Genomic DNA, 18,951 nt, shown 5'->3' on the forward strand with positions numbered 1-18,951 from the left:
ATAAAGGATGAAGGATGAGATAAACCATTGTCAGTATATTATTTATGCATGTCCTGTCAAAGACTTGAATACTCAACTTGAAACTTATTTTGCTCAAAGCCTTAAGTTGTTTGGTGAGAATACGGCACATAAATATATGCCACACTGCACTTTGACTGGGTTTTTTAACGCTCCGTTGAGTTTAGTTGCGCTTTATCTTCAGGCTTTAGATCGAGCCTATATAGAAGCCAAAAATAATTTAGCTTTAGATATAAATATTAAACAACTAACTTTTAAAGAAAATTGGCATGGTTTAGAATTACGGGCTGATGGAGTAAAACAATTAATTAGCCATTTTGCTCGCTTAGAAAATTCTTTAACTCGCCCAGAAAAGCTCAGATTAAAAGATTGGCTGCACCTCAGCTTGGCTTATGGTTTTAGTTCTAAAGATAGCGATAATTTACGTAAGTTGGCAACAGAAACTATCAATCTAAAAGCCGATGTAAATTGGCAATTACGTTTCTATCAAAAAAATGCCGATTGGTCTTGGAAATGCTTAAAAACTTGGGATCTTGATTAAAAACATCTTCTAAATATATAGCAAGCAAATTATAGTCTAAGGCTTGAAAATTTTGTTAAAAAGGGAATAGAAAGTTGATTGAAAATGACCTGCTATGAGAGCGATCGCCAAGATTTTCTCAACTAAAGGACTCGCATTATTAGACATTGTTAAAAGCTAAAGGACATCTGATTTTCCCTCGATAATTTTTACTATCTTGGGTTAAAAATTTCACCATAAAATATTCATTAGGTACATCAAAGGGTGATTGAATCCCATAATCACTTGCGGGTTTAAATCCAAATCGAGCATAAAATTTAGCATCACCTAAAACTATAACTATTGGTGCTAATATTTTGTCAGCTATTTCTAAACCAGTTTGAATTAATAAGCTGCCTATTCCTTTATTTTGATATTCTGGTAACACTGCCACTGGTGCTAAGGCTAATACTTGAGTAACTTCTTGGGCAATTAGATCTATGTAGCTAAATATAATATGACCAATTATTTTCTCGTCTAATACCGCTACTAAAGATAGTTCTGGAATATAGCGATCGCTGTGTCTGATTTTGTCTATTAGTTGTGCTTCATTCTCTTGTTCAAATGCTAAGTTGTTAACCAAAGCTATCTTGGAATAATCTGGTAATTCTTCAGCACGTATTGTTAAATTATTGATTATTTGACGATCGCGCTCGCCTTTTATTTTTGGTTCTTTGCTCATTCGCCTGACTAATACTAAACATAAAATAAAAACTGCTTGCTCTTTTATTAGCAAACAGTCTTTAATTACTTCTTACTTCCGCAAAGCGATATTAGCCTGGTTCTTCTTCATATTCAGGAGCTTTTTGCTTCTCAGGAATATTTACTGGAGGAGGGTTATAAGGCTCGGGTTTGATATCGTCATCCCAGACATCTTCTGTAGTTGCTTTCTCATATTCATACTCTTTCACTGGAGGAGCGTCGTATACCTGTGCTTTATATACCTCTGGTTCAACGTCTTCCCAGTTGTTTTCTTCGTATTCTTCCTCATAAGGAATTGCTTCTGCCTGTTGTCTCATCGGAGGCGGTGCAACGCGAGCTTCTTGCCATTCATCCTCATCCCAGCGTTCCTCTAATACAGGCTCTCTAGTATCTACGGTCGTAGATATTGGCGGACGAATAGGAATTCCTGTTGGTAGCTGATTTTCGGCTTTAATAGTTTGAGGATAATATTCCTCGCGATCGTTTTCCCAAGGTGGACGACCAATACCAAGGCGTTCCAAAAGTCCAACAGAGATTTGCTGGATACGTTCTTCCGAGCCTTCAAAAACAATTAGGCGATTTGGACCACTACTAACTACTTCTTCAATAGATAATTCATAGGTACTAATGAACTGTTCGGGGATTTGCGGTATCCCCAAAGAAGCAATTACGATCGAGTTGACTGCACCATTTTCGGCATCAAATTGAAAGTCCCTAACTTTGCCCAAAGGTTCTCCAGCTTCGGTAATAACCTCGCAATTGATCAGCTTGCTATATATTTCGATATCGATATCTTCGATGGCATTCTCATCGTCTACTAAAATTACATCTCCAGTTTGACGAATGCTCTCGAGATACATATATTTTGGTATACCAGACACCGAAAGTAAGTTATCTCGTAGTCCCAAAGCTACCACTTCTCTACGGTCTATATCTACCAAAACCTCTTTTACCACCCCCAATCTCTTGCCACTATTGCGCGCAATCACTTGAGTGTTAATAAATTCAGAACGTAGATGTATGTTTTCAATTGTCATTTTGCTGTTTGGTTAATGTAAGCTACTGCTTGCACTTGCTGCTTATATAGTATTTTTTTTAAATCTGGAACAATTTAAGCTGTTGTTTCAAAATGATGCCATAAAAGCTACCAAGGTTCTTATTTTACAATTATTGGAATTAATCTTCCGTAGTTTTTTATAAGATCATTCTAGCTAATCCCGCAGCAATTGCCCTATTGGAGCATGAATACTAACTTTTGGCAAGAACATAAATTGAGTTACACTAAACTCACACAGCTAAAGCTAAGCAACCTATTTGAGCAAAAAATCCGAGTTGCAGATTATCTCCATCTAATGTTATTTTCGAGATCTACAATAAGAGCTATTAGTCTAATGGTACTTGTCGATTTAGTAACTGCTGAAAACTATTTAGGTTAGGCAAAGATGATTGTGCGCCATTTTTAGTCACAGCCAAAGCCCCTGCTACTGTCGCCCACTGTACCGCTTCCTTAATAGATTTGCCTGATGCTAAAGCAACTGCCAAAGCACCATTAAAAGCATCGCCAGCAGCTACGGTATCTACAACAGGTACAGCAATAGGTTTGATCCAAAAATCTTCTGCTTCGTTACTATAGATTGAGCCTTGGCTTCCTAAAGTAACAATGACGTTTTTAACTCCCATCTGGTGTAAAAAAGAAGCTGCTTGTTTAGCAGTAGTGACACCATCGACAGTAAAGCCTACTAGTTGACTGGCTTCAATCTCGTTGGGTGTAATAATATCTACTAAGCTGTATAGCTCTTCGGGTAGATTTGAGGTAATTGGAGCAGGATCGAGTATTAGTAAACAATCATGAGCTTTCGCTTCTCTAGCCGCGGTTAAAACTGTGGCAAGGGGAATACCTAGTTCTAACAGCGCGATTTTAGCTTTGGGAAGTAAAATCTTAAATTGCTCTATTTCTTTATCTCTAACTAAATTATTTGCTCCTGCCGCACAAGAAATTGTGTTTGCACCTTGGCGATCGACTACAATCGAGGCAATACCTGAATAAGTATGAGGGTTTACGATAATTCCGCTGGTATTCACCCCCGCCGTTTGTAAACCTTCGATCAAAGTTTTACCAAAGCTATCGTCACCAATTTGACCAACCAAACTCACGGCTGTACCTAGTTTAGCGATCGCCACCGCTTGGTTGGCAGCTTTTCCTCCAGCAGCCGAAAAGAAGCGATCGCCAATTACCGTTTCTCCCTTTACAGGTAAATGAGAAACCTCGATCGTCAAATCTAAATTAATACTGCCCAAGACAACTACGGTCATTATGCTTTATATCTAAATCTCGGATGTTTATTGATTATAAGTCTTACTTACTTACTCGACAAATCGGCAATTGCCATAAACCCCTCTATCTAAAATTTCAGAATGGTTGGGTTAGGGATAAAACTTAGAGGCAACGATCGCACCTCGCTGGCAAAATCGGTTAACCCAACCTAAGAAACAATTAAATACCCAAGCGTTGATAAATTTCATCCAAATTTTTTAAGTGATGATTTGGATCGAAACAAGCATCTATTTCAGCGGGGGATAAAGTGTTCGTTACTGTCTCATTCTGAGAAATTAATTTACGGAAGTCGCCATCAATTTTGTTCCATGCCTCATGAGCGCATTCTTGCACTACCCGATAAGCTGATTCACGATTCATGCCTTTTTCAACTAGGGTAAGCAAGACTCGCTGACTAAAGATTACTCCACCATAAACATTCATATTGCGCTTCATGTTTTCTGGATATACCAGCAGGGTTTTCACCAAACCAGTAATTTCTTTGAGCATAAAGTGAGTCAGTATGCAGCTATCAGGCAAAATAACTCGTTCTACAGAACTATGAGAAATATCTCGTTCATGCCACAATGCCACGTTCTCTAAAGCAGCTACCGCGTTACCACGGACAATTCGCGCCATCCCAGTTAATCGTTCCGAACGAATTGGATTGCGTTTATGAGGCATAGCGGAAGAACCTTTTTGCTTTTTAGAGAAAAATTCTTCAACTTCTAGGACATCTGTACGCTGTAAATTACGAATCTCTACGGCAAAACGCTCAATAGAGGCAGTTAGCAAAGCCAACTGCTGAACATAATCAGCATGGCGATCGCGAGAAATAACTTGAGTTGAGGCACAATCTGGTTCTAAACCCAACTTCTGACAGGCGATCGCTTCTATTTGAGGATCGACGTTAGCATAAGTACCTACTGCCCCAGAAATCTTACCTACAGCAATTTCTTTACGTAATCTGACAAGGCGATCGCGGTTACGTAATACTTCAGCCAACCAGCCAGCCAGCTTGAAGCCAAAAGTAATCGGTTCGGCATGAATTCCGTGCGATCGACCTACCATTACCGTATAGCGGTGTTGCTGCGCTTGATAACGAATTGCCTGAATAAGCTCTTCTAGACATTCTAGGATTAGATTGAGGCTAACCACCATCTGTAGAGCAATTCCAGTATCTAAAACATCGGAACTAGTCAATCCTAAATGAATATATCTGCCTGCATCGCCGACATACTCATTGACGTTGGTTAAAAAGGCAATAACATCATGGCGCACTTCAGCTTCAATTTCCAAAACCCGTTGTGGATCGAAATTAGCCTTGGCTTTAATCTCATCAACAGCTTCTTGGGGAGTATAACCTAGTTCTGCTTGTGCCTCGCAGACTGCTATCTCAACCTGTAGCCATGTTTTGAGTTTATAGTTATCAGTCCAAATTTCGCCCATTTCGGGCAGGGTGTAGCGTTCAATCACAGTCTGTTCAGCAGAATACAACTGTCAATTGTACAACTATGTATGTAAAAGTGAGTTAATCTATTTCTTAAGCTGGCAACAGGACTTGAACCTGCGACCGGCTGATTACAAATCAGCTGCTCTACCAACTGAGCTACGCCAGCACTAGAAATACATAATAACAGACTATTTAATATCTAAGCAAATTTTTTTTAGATCTAACTGTAAAATAAACCTAACCCTCATGCCATACTGCTTTCAATTGCCCAGCGGGCCAACTCAGTACGATTATTCAAGCTGGTTTTATTAAGCATATTAGAGACATGACTTTCAATGGTTCGTTGACTAACATTCAATTGTTTGGCGATTTCACGATTTGCCATCCCCTTAGCTACTAGTTGAACTACCTTTAATTCTGTAGGAGTCAACTCCACATTGTGAGGAACATGAATGGTTGGTGCACCATCCAAACCTTTGGGACGGCCTTGTTCCCAACGTTTAATTTGTTTAAGAGAAGACTCAACTTGGGCAACTAATTCTTCTGGTTCAAAAGGTTTGGACATATATACATCAGCACCTTCGTTTAGACCTTTAACTTTGTCTTGACTTTGACCCTTAGCAGAAAGAAATAGTACAGGAATACGATTGGTCGTTGGTTCTTGGCGAATATGCTTAACTAGAGAATATCCATCCATCTCTGGCATCATTACATCACAAATAATCATGTCAGGAACGTTATGATCTAAAACCTCTAAAGCTTCTCTACCATTTTCGGCGGTATCTACGTTATATCCTCTAAATTCGAGATAGTCTTTAACTAGCAAAATCAAATTAGGATCGTCATCTATGAGCAGCAGTTTCTTATTATCTCTCTGAGGATTGTCTTTCATAGGTATTAATATTTAGTCTTTAGCGTAAGCACGGATTTATTCCGCTTTAGTTATGTATCCCTGTCTATAATTTAAGTCTGGGAGGGAATATTCAATTGATAAATTTAAGAATATGTTAATTCAACTAGATCATCGGCAACTTATTGTTGGCTGATATAACTGTAAAATTACACAATACCTAATTTAACCTCAATCTTGTTTTTCGACACCCTTTTGCTAGCAAATAGCTTGAAACTAAATTTAAGTCCCCAATGTAGTTATCCCTGATTATCAATATTATGATTAATAATCTCCAAATTGACTATTTTTTATAATTCAGTAATCATCCTGATTATTTTAGGTACAAATTTTTTAAAAGATCATATTAAATAAGTTTTATTAACTTTAGACATATTATTTTTTCAATCATGGTCATTTTTACCGAGCAAGTAAATGAATTAATGAGATCGCGGCGTTCTACTAAACCAAGATTATTTAACGGCAACAAAATTAACGACAACATCATTTGGGAAATCCTGGAAAATTCTAATTGGGCACCCAATCATGGTTTGACTCAACCTTGGCGATATAAAGTTTTCAATGGTTCTGGATTAAATAAATTAGCAGAGTTTCAGGCAAATTTATATCAACAAACTACGTCAGAAGCCGAATTTAAGCTAGAAAAATATGAGCGGATGAAGACTAATATACTTAAGTCTTCTCATGTAATTGCTATCTGTATGGAACGGCAAAAATCCGCCAAAATTCTGGAAATAGAAGAAATAGAAGCTGTGGCCTGTAGCGTGCAAAATATGGCACTAACTGCTGCTGCCTACCAAATTTGCAGTTTTTGGGGTTCTGGTGGGGTGACTTATACTCAAGAGTTAAAAGAGTTTCTTGGTTTGGGAGCAAAAGATAAATGTCTTGGGTATTTATACTTGGGATATAGTGACAGTCCAACTACTAAAAGCCGTCGGGATCCAATTAAGCAAAAGGTAGAATGGATTACCTAGAGTATTTTTCAGTTTTTAATATCGCAACAAAAAACTAATCTCGATGTATTGCTAGATTATCTTAACCGCCATACGGATATAGATCGACATTTAATCGGCTTCAAGTTTTGCTCTTCGGATTAATTGTTTTATAGTTAATAAAAAATATTTGCAATAAACTATACCCTATTTTGAGAGCGAGTTACAAATATTAAGATTTTATTGGGCTTTATTAGCTAACTTACAACTCTATCACTTATTGAGGCTACAAGCTAGTTAAGGCAAAGTTTAAAAGGTCATTTTAAATAAAGTCTAATGCCTGAAACTAAATAGCGTCTAGAATTTATGACCTAATTAATCAACTGTTTTGAATCAATAGTGTAAATTAATGTGAATAAATTATTGATATTAATTAGCAATAAATGGTAGCTTGATTTCAGCGAAAAATCATTGCAGTTCCATTCTGGATTAACTAAAAGCCAAATGTTTAATTCAGCCGAAGTTACTGCATTTTAATGAGTTTGAATAAGTTTCAGCATGGAGTTATCAGTCAAATCAAATAAGATTTTGAGACTGGAGAACTTCATCAAGTTAAAAATCACTTTGATAGTGAGAGGAATTTTGTGATGGATAATTGTTCGACGATAGTAGAGCTTTTGCAATATAGAGCTTCGTCACAATCTCAGAAAGCGTCTTTTACGTTTTTAGAGGATGGAGAAATAGAAACAAAGACACTAACTTATGTAGAGTTAAACCGACGAGCAAAAGCGATCGCCAATAAACTACAAACACTAGACTTAAGAGAAGAAAGGGCGTTATTACTCTATCCCTCAGGATTAGATTATTTAGCTGCTTTTTTTGGTTGTCTGTATGCAGGAGTGATTGCTGTTCCTGCTTATCCTCCTCAGAGTCAACGGAAAACTCCCCGAATACAAGCTATTACTAAAGATGCGCAAGCTGCGATCGCTTTAACTACTGAGACACTTTTGCCTAGAATGCAGTCTTTGTTAGGCACAATAGATAATTTACAATGGCTCGCTACAGATAACTTAAAGGTGGGAATTGAAGCTAGTTGGCAACAACCAGATTTAGATACCAACACAATTGCCTTTTTACAATATACATCGGGTTCTACTGGTACGCCGAAAGGAGTGATGGTAAGTCATGGTAATTTATTGCACAATGCAGCAATGACTTATCGCTGTATGGGGCATTCTCTTGAGAGTAGGTTTGTTTCTTGGTTGCCGATTTATCACGACATGGGGTTGATTGGTGGTATTTTGCAACCTCTCTATGGCGGTTTCCCTTGTGTGTTGATGTCGCCGACTTCTTTTTTACAACGCCCTTATCGTTGGTTACAAGCTATTTCTAAATACAAAGGAACTACTAGCGGTGCGCCTAATTTTGCTTACGAACTATGTATTAATAAGATTACTGATAAACAACGTGCCACTCTCGATTTAAGTAGTTGGCAGGTGGCTTTTAATGGGGCTGAACCTATTCGTCATGAGACTTTGGAACAATTTAGTAATAGTTTTGCTGGCTGTGGTTTTCGTCGGGAGGCTTTTTATCCTTGTTATGGGATGGCGGAAGCAACTTTGTTGGTTTCTGGAGGGAGGCGTAAAGACGCGGAGACAGAAAGAAATGAGATTGTGTTTCAAAGTAAAGCTATAGATAGGTTGGCTTTGGCTGAAGATCGGATTGTCAAGGTGTTTGGGGAAGAAGATAGTAAGGTTTTGGTTGGTTGTGGTAGCAGTATTCCTGGGCAAGAAGTTGCGATTGCGAAGCTAGCCGTCCTAAAGGATACCGCTTCGCATAAAGGCATCGTTAATCCTGAAACTCGTGTAATTTGCCCGTCTGGAGAAGTAGGGGAGATTTGGGTAAGAGGAGATAGTGTAGCTAAGGGTTATTGGAATCGTTTGGAGGAGACTGAAGAGACGTTTCGGGCGATCCTCCCTAACCCACGGCAGTCGCTACAACGGAGGAAACCTCCGCAACGCGCTGCCTCCCCTTATCAAGGGGAGAAAAGCACAGGGGAAGATTTTAAGGAAGAGTATTTTTTGCGTACTGGTGATTTGGGGTTTTTGGATGATTCGGGGGAGTTGTTTGTTACTGGGAGGCTTAAGGATTTAATTGTTATTCGAGGGCGTAATCTTTATCCGCAAGATATTGAATTGACGGCGCAAAGAAGTCATGACGCTTTGCGTTTGGGCAGTAATGCTGCTTTTTCGGTAGAGATAGGTAATGAGGAAAGATTAGTAGTCGTACAAGAGTTGGAGTTTCGGGCTAAACCGAATTTGGAGTCGGTGGTTACTGTTATTCGGCAAGCGGTAACTGAAACTCATGAGATAGAAGTTTATGGTGTGGTTTTGATTAAGCCTGGAAGTATTCCTAAAACTTCTAGTGGTAAGATTCAACGTCGGGCAACTCGAAATAAATTCTTGAAAAGTACATTAGATATAGTTGCTAGTAGTGTTGTTAAAACTAACGAATTTGCTGATACAGAAACTAACTTAACTAGGGAAGAACTTTTACAACAGTCTCCTCAAGAAGCCCAGTTACTTTTGGAAGCATATCTGCAAACAAGAATTGCACGGGTACTTAAAAGATTGCCTCAAGAAGTTGAACTTGATCATCCTTTAACTGGTTTGGGATTGGATTCATTAAAAGTTTTTGAATTAAAAAATCAAATTGAAGCTGATTTAGGAATAACAATCGCGATCGCGGATCTCTTTTCTGGATTAAATACGCGATCGCTTTCTACAAAAATATTAGCTCAATTAGAAACAACTAATTCTACAGAATCTAGATGTTTAAAAAGAATTACTACAGATAATAATATTCATCCCGTTTCTTTTGCTCAAGCCAGACTTTGGTTTCTCGATCGTCTTAAAACTGGTAATCCTGCTTATAATATTTCGTTTGCAGTGCGAATTACAGGCAAACTGAAAGTTAAGCGTTTAGAAGACTCTATCAATCAAGTTATTTCTCGACACGAAATACTTAAAACTTCTTTTTCTACATCCGACGGGAACCCAGTACAGGTTATTAATCCAACTTTAATATTACCCTTATCAGTAGTAGATGTATCAGAGTCAGAAGTTAAGGTAATTACAACACAAGAACATCAACAGCCTTTTGATTTAACTACAACACCTTTATTAAGACTGAAATTATTACGTCTGGCATCAGAAAAATATATTTTACTGTTGACGATGCACCATATTATTGCCGATGGTTTGTCAGCAGAAGTCTTTATCACGGAAGTTGCCCAATCCTACCAACGATCAACTGTTCCAGAATTACCCATACAATATAAAGACTTTGTTTATTGGCAGCGTCAACAGCTTGAAGAAAATTTTCACCAACACTTAGATTATTGGCGAGAAAAATTAAAAGACGCACCACCGCTTTTACAACTACCTACAGACAAACCTAGACTATCAGTACAAAGTTATCAAGGTAGATGTCAGTCTTGGGAAATATCAAGCAGTTTGACAAAACAGTTGCAAAGTCTCGCCCAAAGTGAAGGTGTTACTCTGTTTATGTTGTTGCTGGCAGCATTTAAAACCTTACTATATCGATATACTGGACAAGAAGATATTATTGTTGGTTCACCTATTGCTAACCGTAACCATGAGCAACTTAAAGGTTTAATTGGCTTTTTTGTTAATACTTTAGTATTGCGGAGTAATTTAGCAGGAAATCCTAATTTCTCAGAATTATTATCTCAGATACGTCAAGTAGCTTTAGAAGCCTATGTCCATCAAGATTTGCCATTCGATAAATTAGTAGAAGCATTACAACCAGTAAGAGATTTAAGTTATACACCTGTATTTCAGGTAATGTTTGCTTTACAAGATGCGCCTCAGTTAGCAACAATACCTAGCTTAATTTTGAGTGAGTATAAGGTTGATAGTCAGATAGCGCAATTCGACTTAAGTGTCTCCATTGAGAAGAAAGACAAAACCCTAATTGCTACTTTTGAATACAATACAGATCTGTTTGATGATGCCACTATTACCAGGATGGTTAGTCATTATCAAAATTTACTCGAAGGTATTGTATTTAATCCTCAGCTCAGACTATCAGAGTTACCTTTATTATCAGATAAAGAAAAACAGCAATTATTAGTTGATTGGAATCCAACTTTAGTTGATTATGCTCAAGTTTCGATTCAGGAGCTATTTGAGAAACAAGTACAGAACAATCCTAATGCTGTAGCGATAGTTTTTAATAACCAAGAATTGACTTATCAACAGTTAAATAATCAAGCAAATCAACTGGCAAATTACCTACAAGATCTTGGAGTACAACCAGAGGTATTAATTGGAGTATATCTAGAACGTTCTTTAGAAGTTTTTATTGCTATTTTAGGAATTATTAAAGCAGGTGGTGCTTATCTTCCTCTTGATCCAGAATATCCTCCTGAACGAATTGCTTGGATGCTGCAAGATGCTTCTTCATTTATTATTTTGTCTCAAGAATATCTAAAAGAACAACTATCAAATCATTCAGCTAAAGTAATTTGTTTAGATACTGAAGGGAATAATATTACCCAAAAAAGTCCGAAAAATTTAAATATTCAAACAACACCAGAAAATGCTGTCTATACAATTTATACATCAGGTTCGACAGGAAAACCTAAAGGGGTAGTTTGCACCTATGGCGGTTTAGTTAATACATATCTGGCTTGGCAAAACGCTAACTTGTTACCTTACGGTAACGGCGATTCGCGAATCGCCCCTACGTGTTATTTACAAATGGCGAGTTTCTCTTTTGATGTTTTTACGGGAGATTTAATTAAAGCCTTATGTTCAGGAGCAAAATTAGTTATTTGTCCTAAAGAGTTGCTTTTAGAATCCAAAAAACTTTATCAATTTATGGTGCAAGAAAAAATTACTTGTGCCGATTTTGTACCAGCAGTTTTAATGAATTTAGTAGATTATTTAGAGCGAACTGGACAATCTCTAGATTTTATTAAATTATTGATAGTTGGATCTGATCGCTGGTATATCAGAGACTATCAAAGAGTTAAAAAGTTGTGTGGTTTAGATACTAAATTAATTAATGCTTATGGTGTGACTGAAGCAACTATTGATAGTACCTATTTTATAGCAGAGGGCGAACTGCCGTTAGCCCTTACAAAAAGCGATCGCCTTGTTCCTATTGGTCGTTCTTTTCCTAATACTCAAGTTTACTTATTAGATAATAATTTAGAACCTGTTCCTATTGGAGTTTGGGGTGAAATTTATCTTGGTGGTAGTAGTCTGGCAAGAGGATATTTAAATAATCCTGAATTAACCAAAGAACAATTCATTGCTAATCCATTTAATAATCAACAATCAACAATTAATAATCAACGATTATATAAAACAGGAGATAAAGCACGCTATCTATCGAATGGAAATATTGAGTTTTTAGAACGAATTGATAATCAAGTTAAAATTCGTGCTTTTAGGATTGAGGTAAGTGAAATTGAAGCAGTAATTAATCAGCATGAAGATATTAAGCAAGCGGTAGTTATTGCTAAAGAAGATTTGGCTGGCAATAAAATTTTAGTGACTTATATTGTTTTAAAACAGCAAGAACAAAATGAAGATATAGGCAAGACAATTCAACAACTAAAAAATTATTTAAAAGAGCATTTGCCAGATTATATGATACCTGCTGATTGGCAAGTATTAAAAGAATTACCATTAACTTCTAATGGCAAGCTTGATCGCCAAGCTTTGAAAACAATTAAACGCAAGGGCAAACAGCCGTTCATCCCTACTAGCAATCAACAGGAACAAATTATTGCTGAGATTTGGCAAGAACTACTTCAGCGAGAAAATATTGGAGTTAATGATAACTTTTTTGATGTTGGCGGTCATTCTTTACTGTTAGCTCAAGTTCAAGCAAAGTTAGAACAATCTTTAGAAATAAATATAGCTATAACGGATTTATTTAAATATCCCAGTATTAGTTCTTTAGCTAATTATCTCAGTCAAAAAGAAAATGATTTATTAACGAGCAACGATAAATCAGAACAAGTTTTTAGTCGCATTGATAAACAAAAAGCAGCATTAGCTCGTCAAAAGCAATTACGTCAGGTAAAGAAATAATGAATAATACAGCAAGTTTAAATATTGCAGATAGCATTGCAATCATTGGTATGGATGGTCGTTTTCCTGGAGCTAAAAATATTGATAAGTTCTGGGATAATCTTAAAAATGGTCGAGAATCTATTACTCATTTTAGCGACGATGAATTATTAGCTATTGGGATAGATAAAACTATCATTGATGATTCAAATTATATAAAAGCAGGAGCATTTTTAGAAGATATCGATTTATTTGATGCCAACTTTTTTGGTTACAATCCCAAAGAAGCTTCGGCGATCGATCCGCAACATCGGATATTTTTAGAATGTGCTTATTCTGCTTTAGAAAATGCTGGTTATAACTCAGATAAATATGCAGGTAAAATTGGAATTTTTGCTGGGGTAGGTTGGAATAACTATTTATTATTTAATCTTAATCCCAATGAAGATTTCTTTAAGACAGCTTTGGGTTATCAAACAGTAATTGGGAATGAGAAAGATTTTTTAACTACTCGCATTTCTTATCTGTTAAATCTTAAAGGAATAAGTATAGATTTACAGACAGCTTGTTCAACTTCTTTAGTAGCTACTTCGATCGCCTGTCAGAGTTTACTTACTTATCAATCTGACATAGCTTTGGCAGGGGGAATTAGTATTTCTAGCCTTAAGCAAACAGGATATTTTTATCAAGAAGGCGGAATCTTATCACCCGACGGGCATTGTCGCGCTTTTGATGCCAAGGCACAGGGAACTGTACCAGGAAGTGGTGTAGGTGTGGTTGTCTTAAAACGTTTGGAAGATGCTTTGGCTGATGGTGATTGTATTCAAGCGATCATTCGCGGTTCGGCAATTAATAATGATGGTTCTGGTAAAATTGGCTACACTGCCCCTAGTATCGACGGGCAAGCAGAAGTAATTGCGGAAGCTTTGGCTTTGGCAGAAGTTGAACCTGAAACTATTTCTTATATTGAAACTCACGGCACGGGAACAGCTTTGGGCGATCCCATTGAAATTGCTGCCTTAAACCAAGTTTTTCAGGCTGGTAGGGGCGATGGGTGTGCGATTGGTTCGGTAAAAAGCAATATCGGGCATTTAGATGCAGCAGCAGGGATTACAGGGCTGATTAAAACTGTTTTGGCACTTAAACATCAGCAAATTCCTCCTAGCTTGCATTTTCAGCAACCTAATCCTAAAATTGATTTTGCCAACAGCCCTTTTTATGTCAATACTGAGCTTAAAGAATGGAAAACACCAGGATATCCCCGACGGGCAGGGGTTAGTTCTTTTGGTATTGGTGGTACGAATGTTCATGTGGTATTGGAACAAGCACCCGAAATCGTTGTAGAGAAAGGCTGTTCGCCCCTACCAGAATTATTGGTTATTTCGGCGAAAACTGAAACTGCATTGGAAACGGCAACTGATAATTTGCTAAGGGCGTTTCGCCCTAAAGGACTCCTAAAGGATACCGCTTCGCGACGCGTAGCTAGTGCTAAAGCATACCGCTTCGCATATCCTTTAGGGCATATAGCTTCGCGTCGCGAAACGCCCCTACTAGATTTGGCTGATGTGGCTTATACCTTGCAAGTGGGGCGTAGGGAATTTAATTATCGTCGCATGGTAGTAGGACAAGATATTGAAGATGTGGCGATCGCTCTTCAATCAAGAGATCCTCAAAGTGTTTTAACTCATCATACTCAACAGAATAATCACTCGATTGTGTTTATGTTTCCTGGGCAGGGTTCTCAGTATGTAAACATGGGGGAAGAACTGTACAAGACTGAGCCTGTATTTCGTGAGTGGATCGATCGCTGTTGTATATTATTAGAACCTGAATTGGGGTTAGATTTGCGATCGCTAATTTATCCCAAAAACTCAGAATTAGAAACTGCAACAGATAAATTAAAACAAACCCAAATAGCTCAACCAGCTATATTTATTATTGAATATGCTTTGGCTCAATTATGGATGTCTTGGGGTATTAAACCACAAGCTGGGATCGGACATAGCATTGGAGAATACGTAGCTGCAACTATTGCTGGTGTTTTTTCTTTAGAAGATGCTCTGCGTTTAATAGCACGACGGGGTAAGTTAATTCAACAGATGCCTACAGGTTCAATGCTGGCGGTGTCTTTATCGGAGGCAAAAGTAAAAGAATTGCTGAACGATGAATTATCATTGGCTGCTATTAATGCTCCTAATTTATGTGTCATTTCGGGTAATGATGAAGCAATAGCTAGGATAAATGAAGAACTGACTAATAAAGGTATTGAATGTCGTCATCTACATACATCCCATGCTTTCCATTCTCCGATGATGGATAGTGCGATCGCGCCTTTACAACAAGAGCTTGCTAAGGTTAAATTAAATCCGCCTCAGATGCCTTTTATTTCCTGCGTTACAGGCACTTGGATAACCCCAGAAGAGGCGACAAATCCGAATTATTGGGCAAAACACATGAGGGAAACAGTTCGTTTTGCTGCGGGAGTTTCCGAACTATTACAAGATCAAGAACATATCTTGCTAGAAGTAGGCGCAGGTAGAACTTTATCTACTTTCGTCAAACGCAATTCTGCTCAAGCAGCAGGGCAAATAGTTTTGTCTTCCTTACCTCATCCTAAAGAAACAGTTGCCGATAATGCTTTCATTCTTAATATGTTAGGTAGGCTGTGGCTAGCAGGAGTAGAAATTGATTGGTGCAATTTTTCTGCTCACAAACAACGTCAGCGAGTACCTTTACCTACTTATCCTTTTGAACGTCGGCGTTATTGGATCGATCCTCTTCAAGATCAAGCAAATATCCAAAGTAGGGGTGCAAGGCTTGCGCCCAATGAATCTCTAGGTAAAAAAGATAATATTTCTGATTGGTTTTATCTTCCTGCTTGGAAAGCCATACCTTTAGTTACAACAAGCAATATCAGTCAAGATAGCTATTTGATTTTTGTCGATGAGTCGGGAATTGGCAAGCAAATAATCGAACAATTAAACCAAAAGGACAAAGAAGCGATTATCGCAGTATATCGCGGAGATAATTTCAGCCAGGATCGCCACAGCTACATTATTAACCCCACTAATTCAAAAGATTATCACAGTCTCTTTCAGGAGATCTCCAAATTAAGCAACATTCCCAATAAGATTATTTACTTGTGGAGTATTGATAACTCTTTAAACAACCAAGGAATTAATTTCCGAGCAAATGATGAGACTCAACATTTCTGGAGTCTTATTTATCTCGCCCAAGCACTCGAACAACAGCAACTACACAGCAAGTTTCAACTCCTTGTCGCTACCAACAATCTTTATGATGTTATTGGCGATGAAACCTTGTCTTACGAATCAGCAACAGTATTAGGTGCGATCGCAGTTATTCCTCAAGAGTATCGGGATCTCAATTGCCGTCAAGTCGATCTTGCTATCTCAGAATCAAATACAGATCGCATGATCGAACAGTTAATTACCGAATTTACTACAGATTCAGCAGATAAATTTGTTGCCTATCGCAAACATCGCCGTTGGGTACAAATATTTGAACCAATTCCCATTACTGAAAATACTCCAGAACAATCTAAATTACGCTCAGGAGGCGTTTATTTAATTACAGGCGGAATGGGTGGTATTGGTTTGGTATTAGCTGAACATTTAGCTCGTACAGTACAAGCCAAACTTATTTTACTAGGACGTTCTTCATTACCTGCAAAAGAATCATGGGAGGAATGGTTAAGCAGTCACGATCGAGAAGATTCTATTAGCCAAAAGATTAGTAAGATTAAGAATCTAGAAGCCCTGGGTGCAGAAGTTTTCCCCTTGACTGCGGATGTCTGCGATCGCAATCAACTAGAACAGGCGATCGCCTTGGCTTTAGAACGTTTTGGCACTATCAACGGTGTAATTCATGCTGCTGGGGTGGCTGGCGGTGGCATTATTCAACTTAAAACTCCAGAAATGGCTGAGAGTGTCTTTGCTCCCAAGGTAACGGGTACATTAGTTCTTAATAAGGTATTACAAGCAATAGATTTAGATTTCTTAGTGCTTTGTTCTTCTCTCAGTTCTATTGTTGGCGGATTTGGACAGGCTGATTATTGTGGTGCCAATGCCTTTGTAGATGCTTTTGCTCGTTGTAATAATGTTCATTGTCATACGGTGGCAATGAACTGGGATGCCTGGCAAGAGGTTGGCATGGCGGTAAATACACATATTCCGCCAGAAATGAAGCAATGGCAAGCGGATCATCTTCACAAAGGATTGTTGTCTGCTGAAGCAGTAGAAGTGTTCGAGCGTGCTTTAGCTAGTGGGTTATCTCAAGTGATTGTCTCGACTCAGGATTTAGCAGCAACGATCGAAGAAAATAATGATTTTCTGGCTGCTTATTCGACTCAAAAAACCGATGCTATATCTAGCTTACACAAGAATGTGAGTCAAAACTATGTTGCTCCTCGTAACGAAATTGAAAAAACTATTGCAAATATTTGGCAAGAAGTGATAGGGTTTAATCAGATTGGAATTTATGATAATTTCTTCGAATTAGGCGGGCATTCGCTGTTAGCCGTACAGGTAACTTCTCGCCTACGAGAAGCCTTTTATCTAGATTTGCCCTTACGGACACTGCTGTTCGAAGCTCCTACCATCGCCAAATTAGCTGCGGTAATAGATGAACAAGGCAGTTCAACAGCTAAAAATGACGCAATAGAACAATTATTGGCAGAAATAGAGAATCTTTCTCCAGAAGAATTGGAAAAAGAACTGGCTCAAAAATCCCAAATAAGTTAAGCAGCTCTCTTTTTTGTCTTATTAATTGCAATTAATTCTTAAAAAGTAAGATAATTATCGGTTGGGCATTGCCTACTACTACTAACTTTCAAATTCAACCTGGTATCGAGATGGAATTTAGCCTACTATACTTTTCTGGAGACGGATCGACAACGCGAAGAGATAAATACGATCTCTTACTAGAAACAGCCAAATATGGAGATCGCCACGGTTTTAAGGCGGTATGGACTCCAGAAAGACATTTCCATCCTTTCGGGGGACTTTATCCCAACCCCTCGGTCATAGCTGCTGCTTTAGCGACAGTAACCGAAAAAATCCAACTGAGATCGGGTAGCGTAGTTCTGCCTTTACAAAATCCCGTTAGGGTTGCAGAAGAATGGGCAGTAGTAGATAATCTTTCTCATGGTAGGGTGAGTATTTCCTTTGCTTCTGGTTGGCACGCGGATGATTTTTTACTGCAACCAAGCAATTATCCTAACCGCAAAGATGTCATGTGGTCAGGAATAGAAGTTTTTAAACAGCTTTGGCAAGGGGAAAAAGTAGAATTTTTAGGAGGTACAGGGAAACCTGTCAAAATTCAAACTTTTCCTCGACCAATCCAGAAACAAGTCCCAATTTGGATTACTTGTGGGGCGGATGAAACTTTTATTGCTGCGGGTAAAATTGGCGCGAATGTTTTAACCTCTTTACTGTATGAAACTACCGATAATTTAGCCAGACAAATAGCTCTATATCGTAATTCTTTAGCAGAACATGGTTACGATTCTAAGCAAGGAAAAGTAGCTTTAATGCTCCATACTTTTATTGGTGATGATGAAGAATTAGTTACAAATCAAGTTAAAGAACCTTTTTGTAACTACATCAAAACTCATTTTGGTTTAGTAGAAAGATTAGCCAAGCAGATCGATTTTTCGGTCAATCCAGACACATTTACTGAAGACGATCGCGCCTGTCTATTTGATTTTGCCTTTGAGCGTTATCTTCAGGGAAGAGTCATGATTGGTACTCCAGAAACTTGTAGTCAAACAATCGAACATATGGAAAAAATAGGCGTAGATGAAATTGCTTGTTTGATTGATTTTGGTTTGGATTATTATTCTGTAATGGATAGCTTGAATAAGTTAACTGAATTAAAAAATAGGCAAACTAAACATCCTGTTGGATATTCAGCCTTGAGCGTTTTTTAATAGATA

10 protein-coding genes and 1 tRNA gene are annotated in these 18,951 nt (G+C 37.9%); 5 read left to right on the forward strand and 6 right to left on the reverse strand.

Features of this window, described 5'->3' with window-relative positions:
* Nucleotides 1–7: 7 nt before the first annotated feature.
* Complete coding sequence (locus tag V6C71_01245) at nt 8–559, forward strand: hypothetical protein (GenBank protein ID HEY9767115.1); 552 nt, start codon at nt 8–10, stop codon at nt 557–559.
* A gap of 139 nt (nt 560–698) precedes the next feature.
* On the opposite strand, the gene V6C71_01250 is transcribed toward V6C71_01245, so the two are convergent.
* The 6 genes from V6C71_01250 to V6C71_01275 all read right to left on the reverse strand — a co-directional run bounded on the left by V6C71_01250 (nt 699) and on the right by V6C71_01275 (nt 5,938).
* Entirely contained in the window at nt 699–1,259 is a 561-nt protein-coding gene (locus tag V6C71_01250; GenBank protein HEY9767116.1) for an N-acetyltransferase, read from the reverse strand.
* Between the two features lie 91 nt (nt 1,260–1,350).
* The gene (locus tag V6C71_01255) at nt 1,351–2,316 is read right to left on the reverse strand and encodes a PRC-barrel domain-containing protein (protein ID HEY9767117.1); all 966 of its coding nucleotides are present in this window, start codon (nt 2,314–2,316) and stop codon (nt 1,351–1,353) included.
* Nucleotides 2,317–2,662: 346 nt separating this feature from the next.
* The gene (gene rbsK / locus V6C71_01260; protein HEY9767118.1) at nt 2,663–3,592 is read right to left on the reverse strand and encodes a ribokinase; all 930 of its coding nucleotides are present in this window, start codon (nt 3,590–3,592) and stop codon (nt 2,663–2,665) included.
* A 181-nt stretch (nt 3,593–3,773) separates the two neighbouring features.
* Entirely contained in the window at nt 3,774–5,090 is a 1,317-nt protein-coding gene (gene purB / locus V6C71_01265) for an adenylosuccinate lyase (protein ID HEY9767119.1), read from the reverse strand.
* A 49-nt stretch (nt 5,091–5,139) separates the two neighbouring features.
* A tRNA-Thr gene (locus V6C71_01270) sits at nt 5,140–5,212 on the reverse strand.
* Between the two features lie 78 nt (nt 5,213–5,290).
* The gene (locus tag V6C71_01275; protein ID HEY9767120.1) at nt 5,291–5,938 is read right to left on the reverse strand and encodes a response regulator transcription factor; all 648 of its coding nucleotides are present in this window, start codon (nt 5,936–5,938) and stop codon (nt 5,291–5,293) included.
* 407 nt (nt 5,939–6,345) lie between these two features.
* On the opposite strand from V6C71_01275, the gene V6C71_01280 reads away from it, so the two are divergent.
* From V6C71_01280 to V6C71_01295, 4 genes are all read left to right on the forward strand, one after another.
* The gene (locus V6C71_01280) at nt 6,346–6,930 is read left to right on the forward strand and encodes a nitroreductase (protein HEY9767121.1); all 585 of its coding nucleotides are present in this window, start codon (nt 6,346–6,348) and stop codon (nt 6,928–6,930) included.
* A gap of 605 nt (nt 6,931–7,535) precedes the next feature.
* Complete coding sequence (locus V6C71_01285; GenBank protein HEY9767122.1) at nt 7,536–13,016, forward strand: amino acid adenylation domain-containing protein; 5,481 nt, start codon at nt 7,536–7,538, stop codon at nt 13,014–13,016.
* Nucleotides 13,016–17,758 carry an SDR family NAD(P)-dependent oxidoreductase gene (locus tag V6C71_01290; GenBank protein HEY9767123.1) on the forward strand — a complete coding sequence of 1,581 codons (4,743 nt, stop codon included), beginning with the start codon at nt 13,016–13,018 and terminating at the stop codon, nt 17,756–17,758. The genes V6C71_01285 and V6C71_01290 overlap by 1 nt, the downstream gene beginning before the upstream one ends.
* 68 nt (nt 17,759–17,826) lie before the next feature.
* Nucleotides 17,827–18,945 carry an LLM class flavin-dependent oxidoreductase gene (locus V6C71_01295; protein ID HEY9767124.1) on the forward strand — a complete coding sequence of 373 codons (1,119 nt, stop codon included), beginning with the start codon at nt 17,827–17,829 and terminating at the stop codon, nt 18,943–18,945.
* Nucleotides 18,946–18,951 lie beyond the last annotated feature (6 nt).

The sequence above is a fragment of the Coleofasciculaceae cyanobacterium genome (assembly GCA_036703275.1).
GTDB lineage: Bacteria > Cyanobacteriota > Cyanobacteriia > Cyanobacteriales > Xenococcaceae > Waterburya.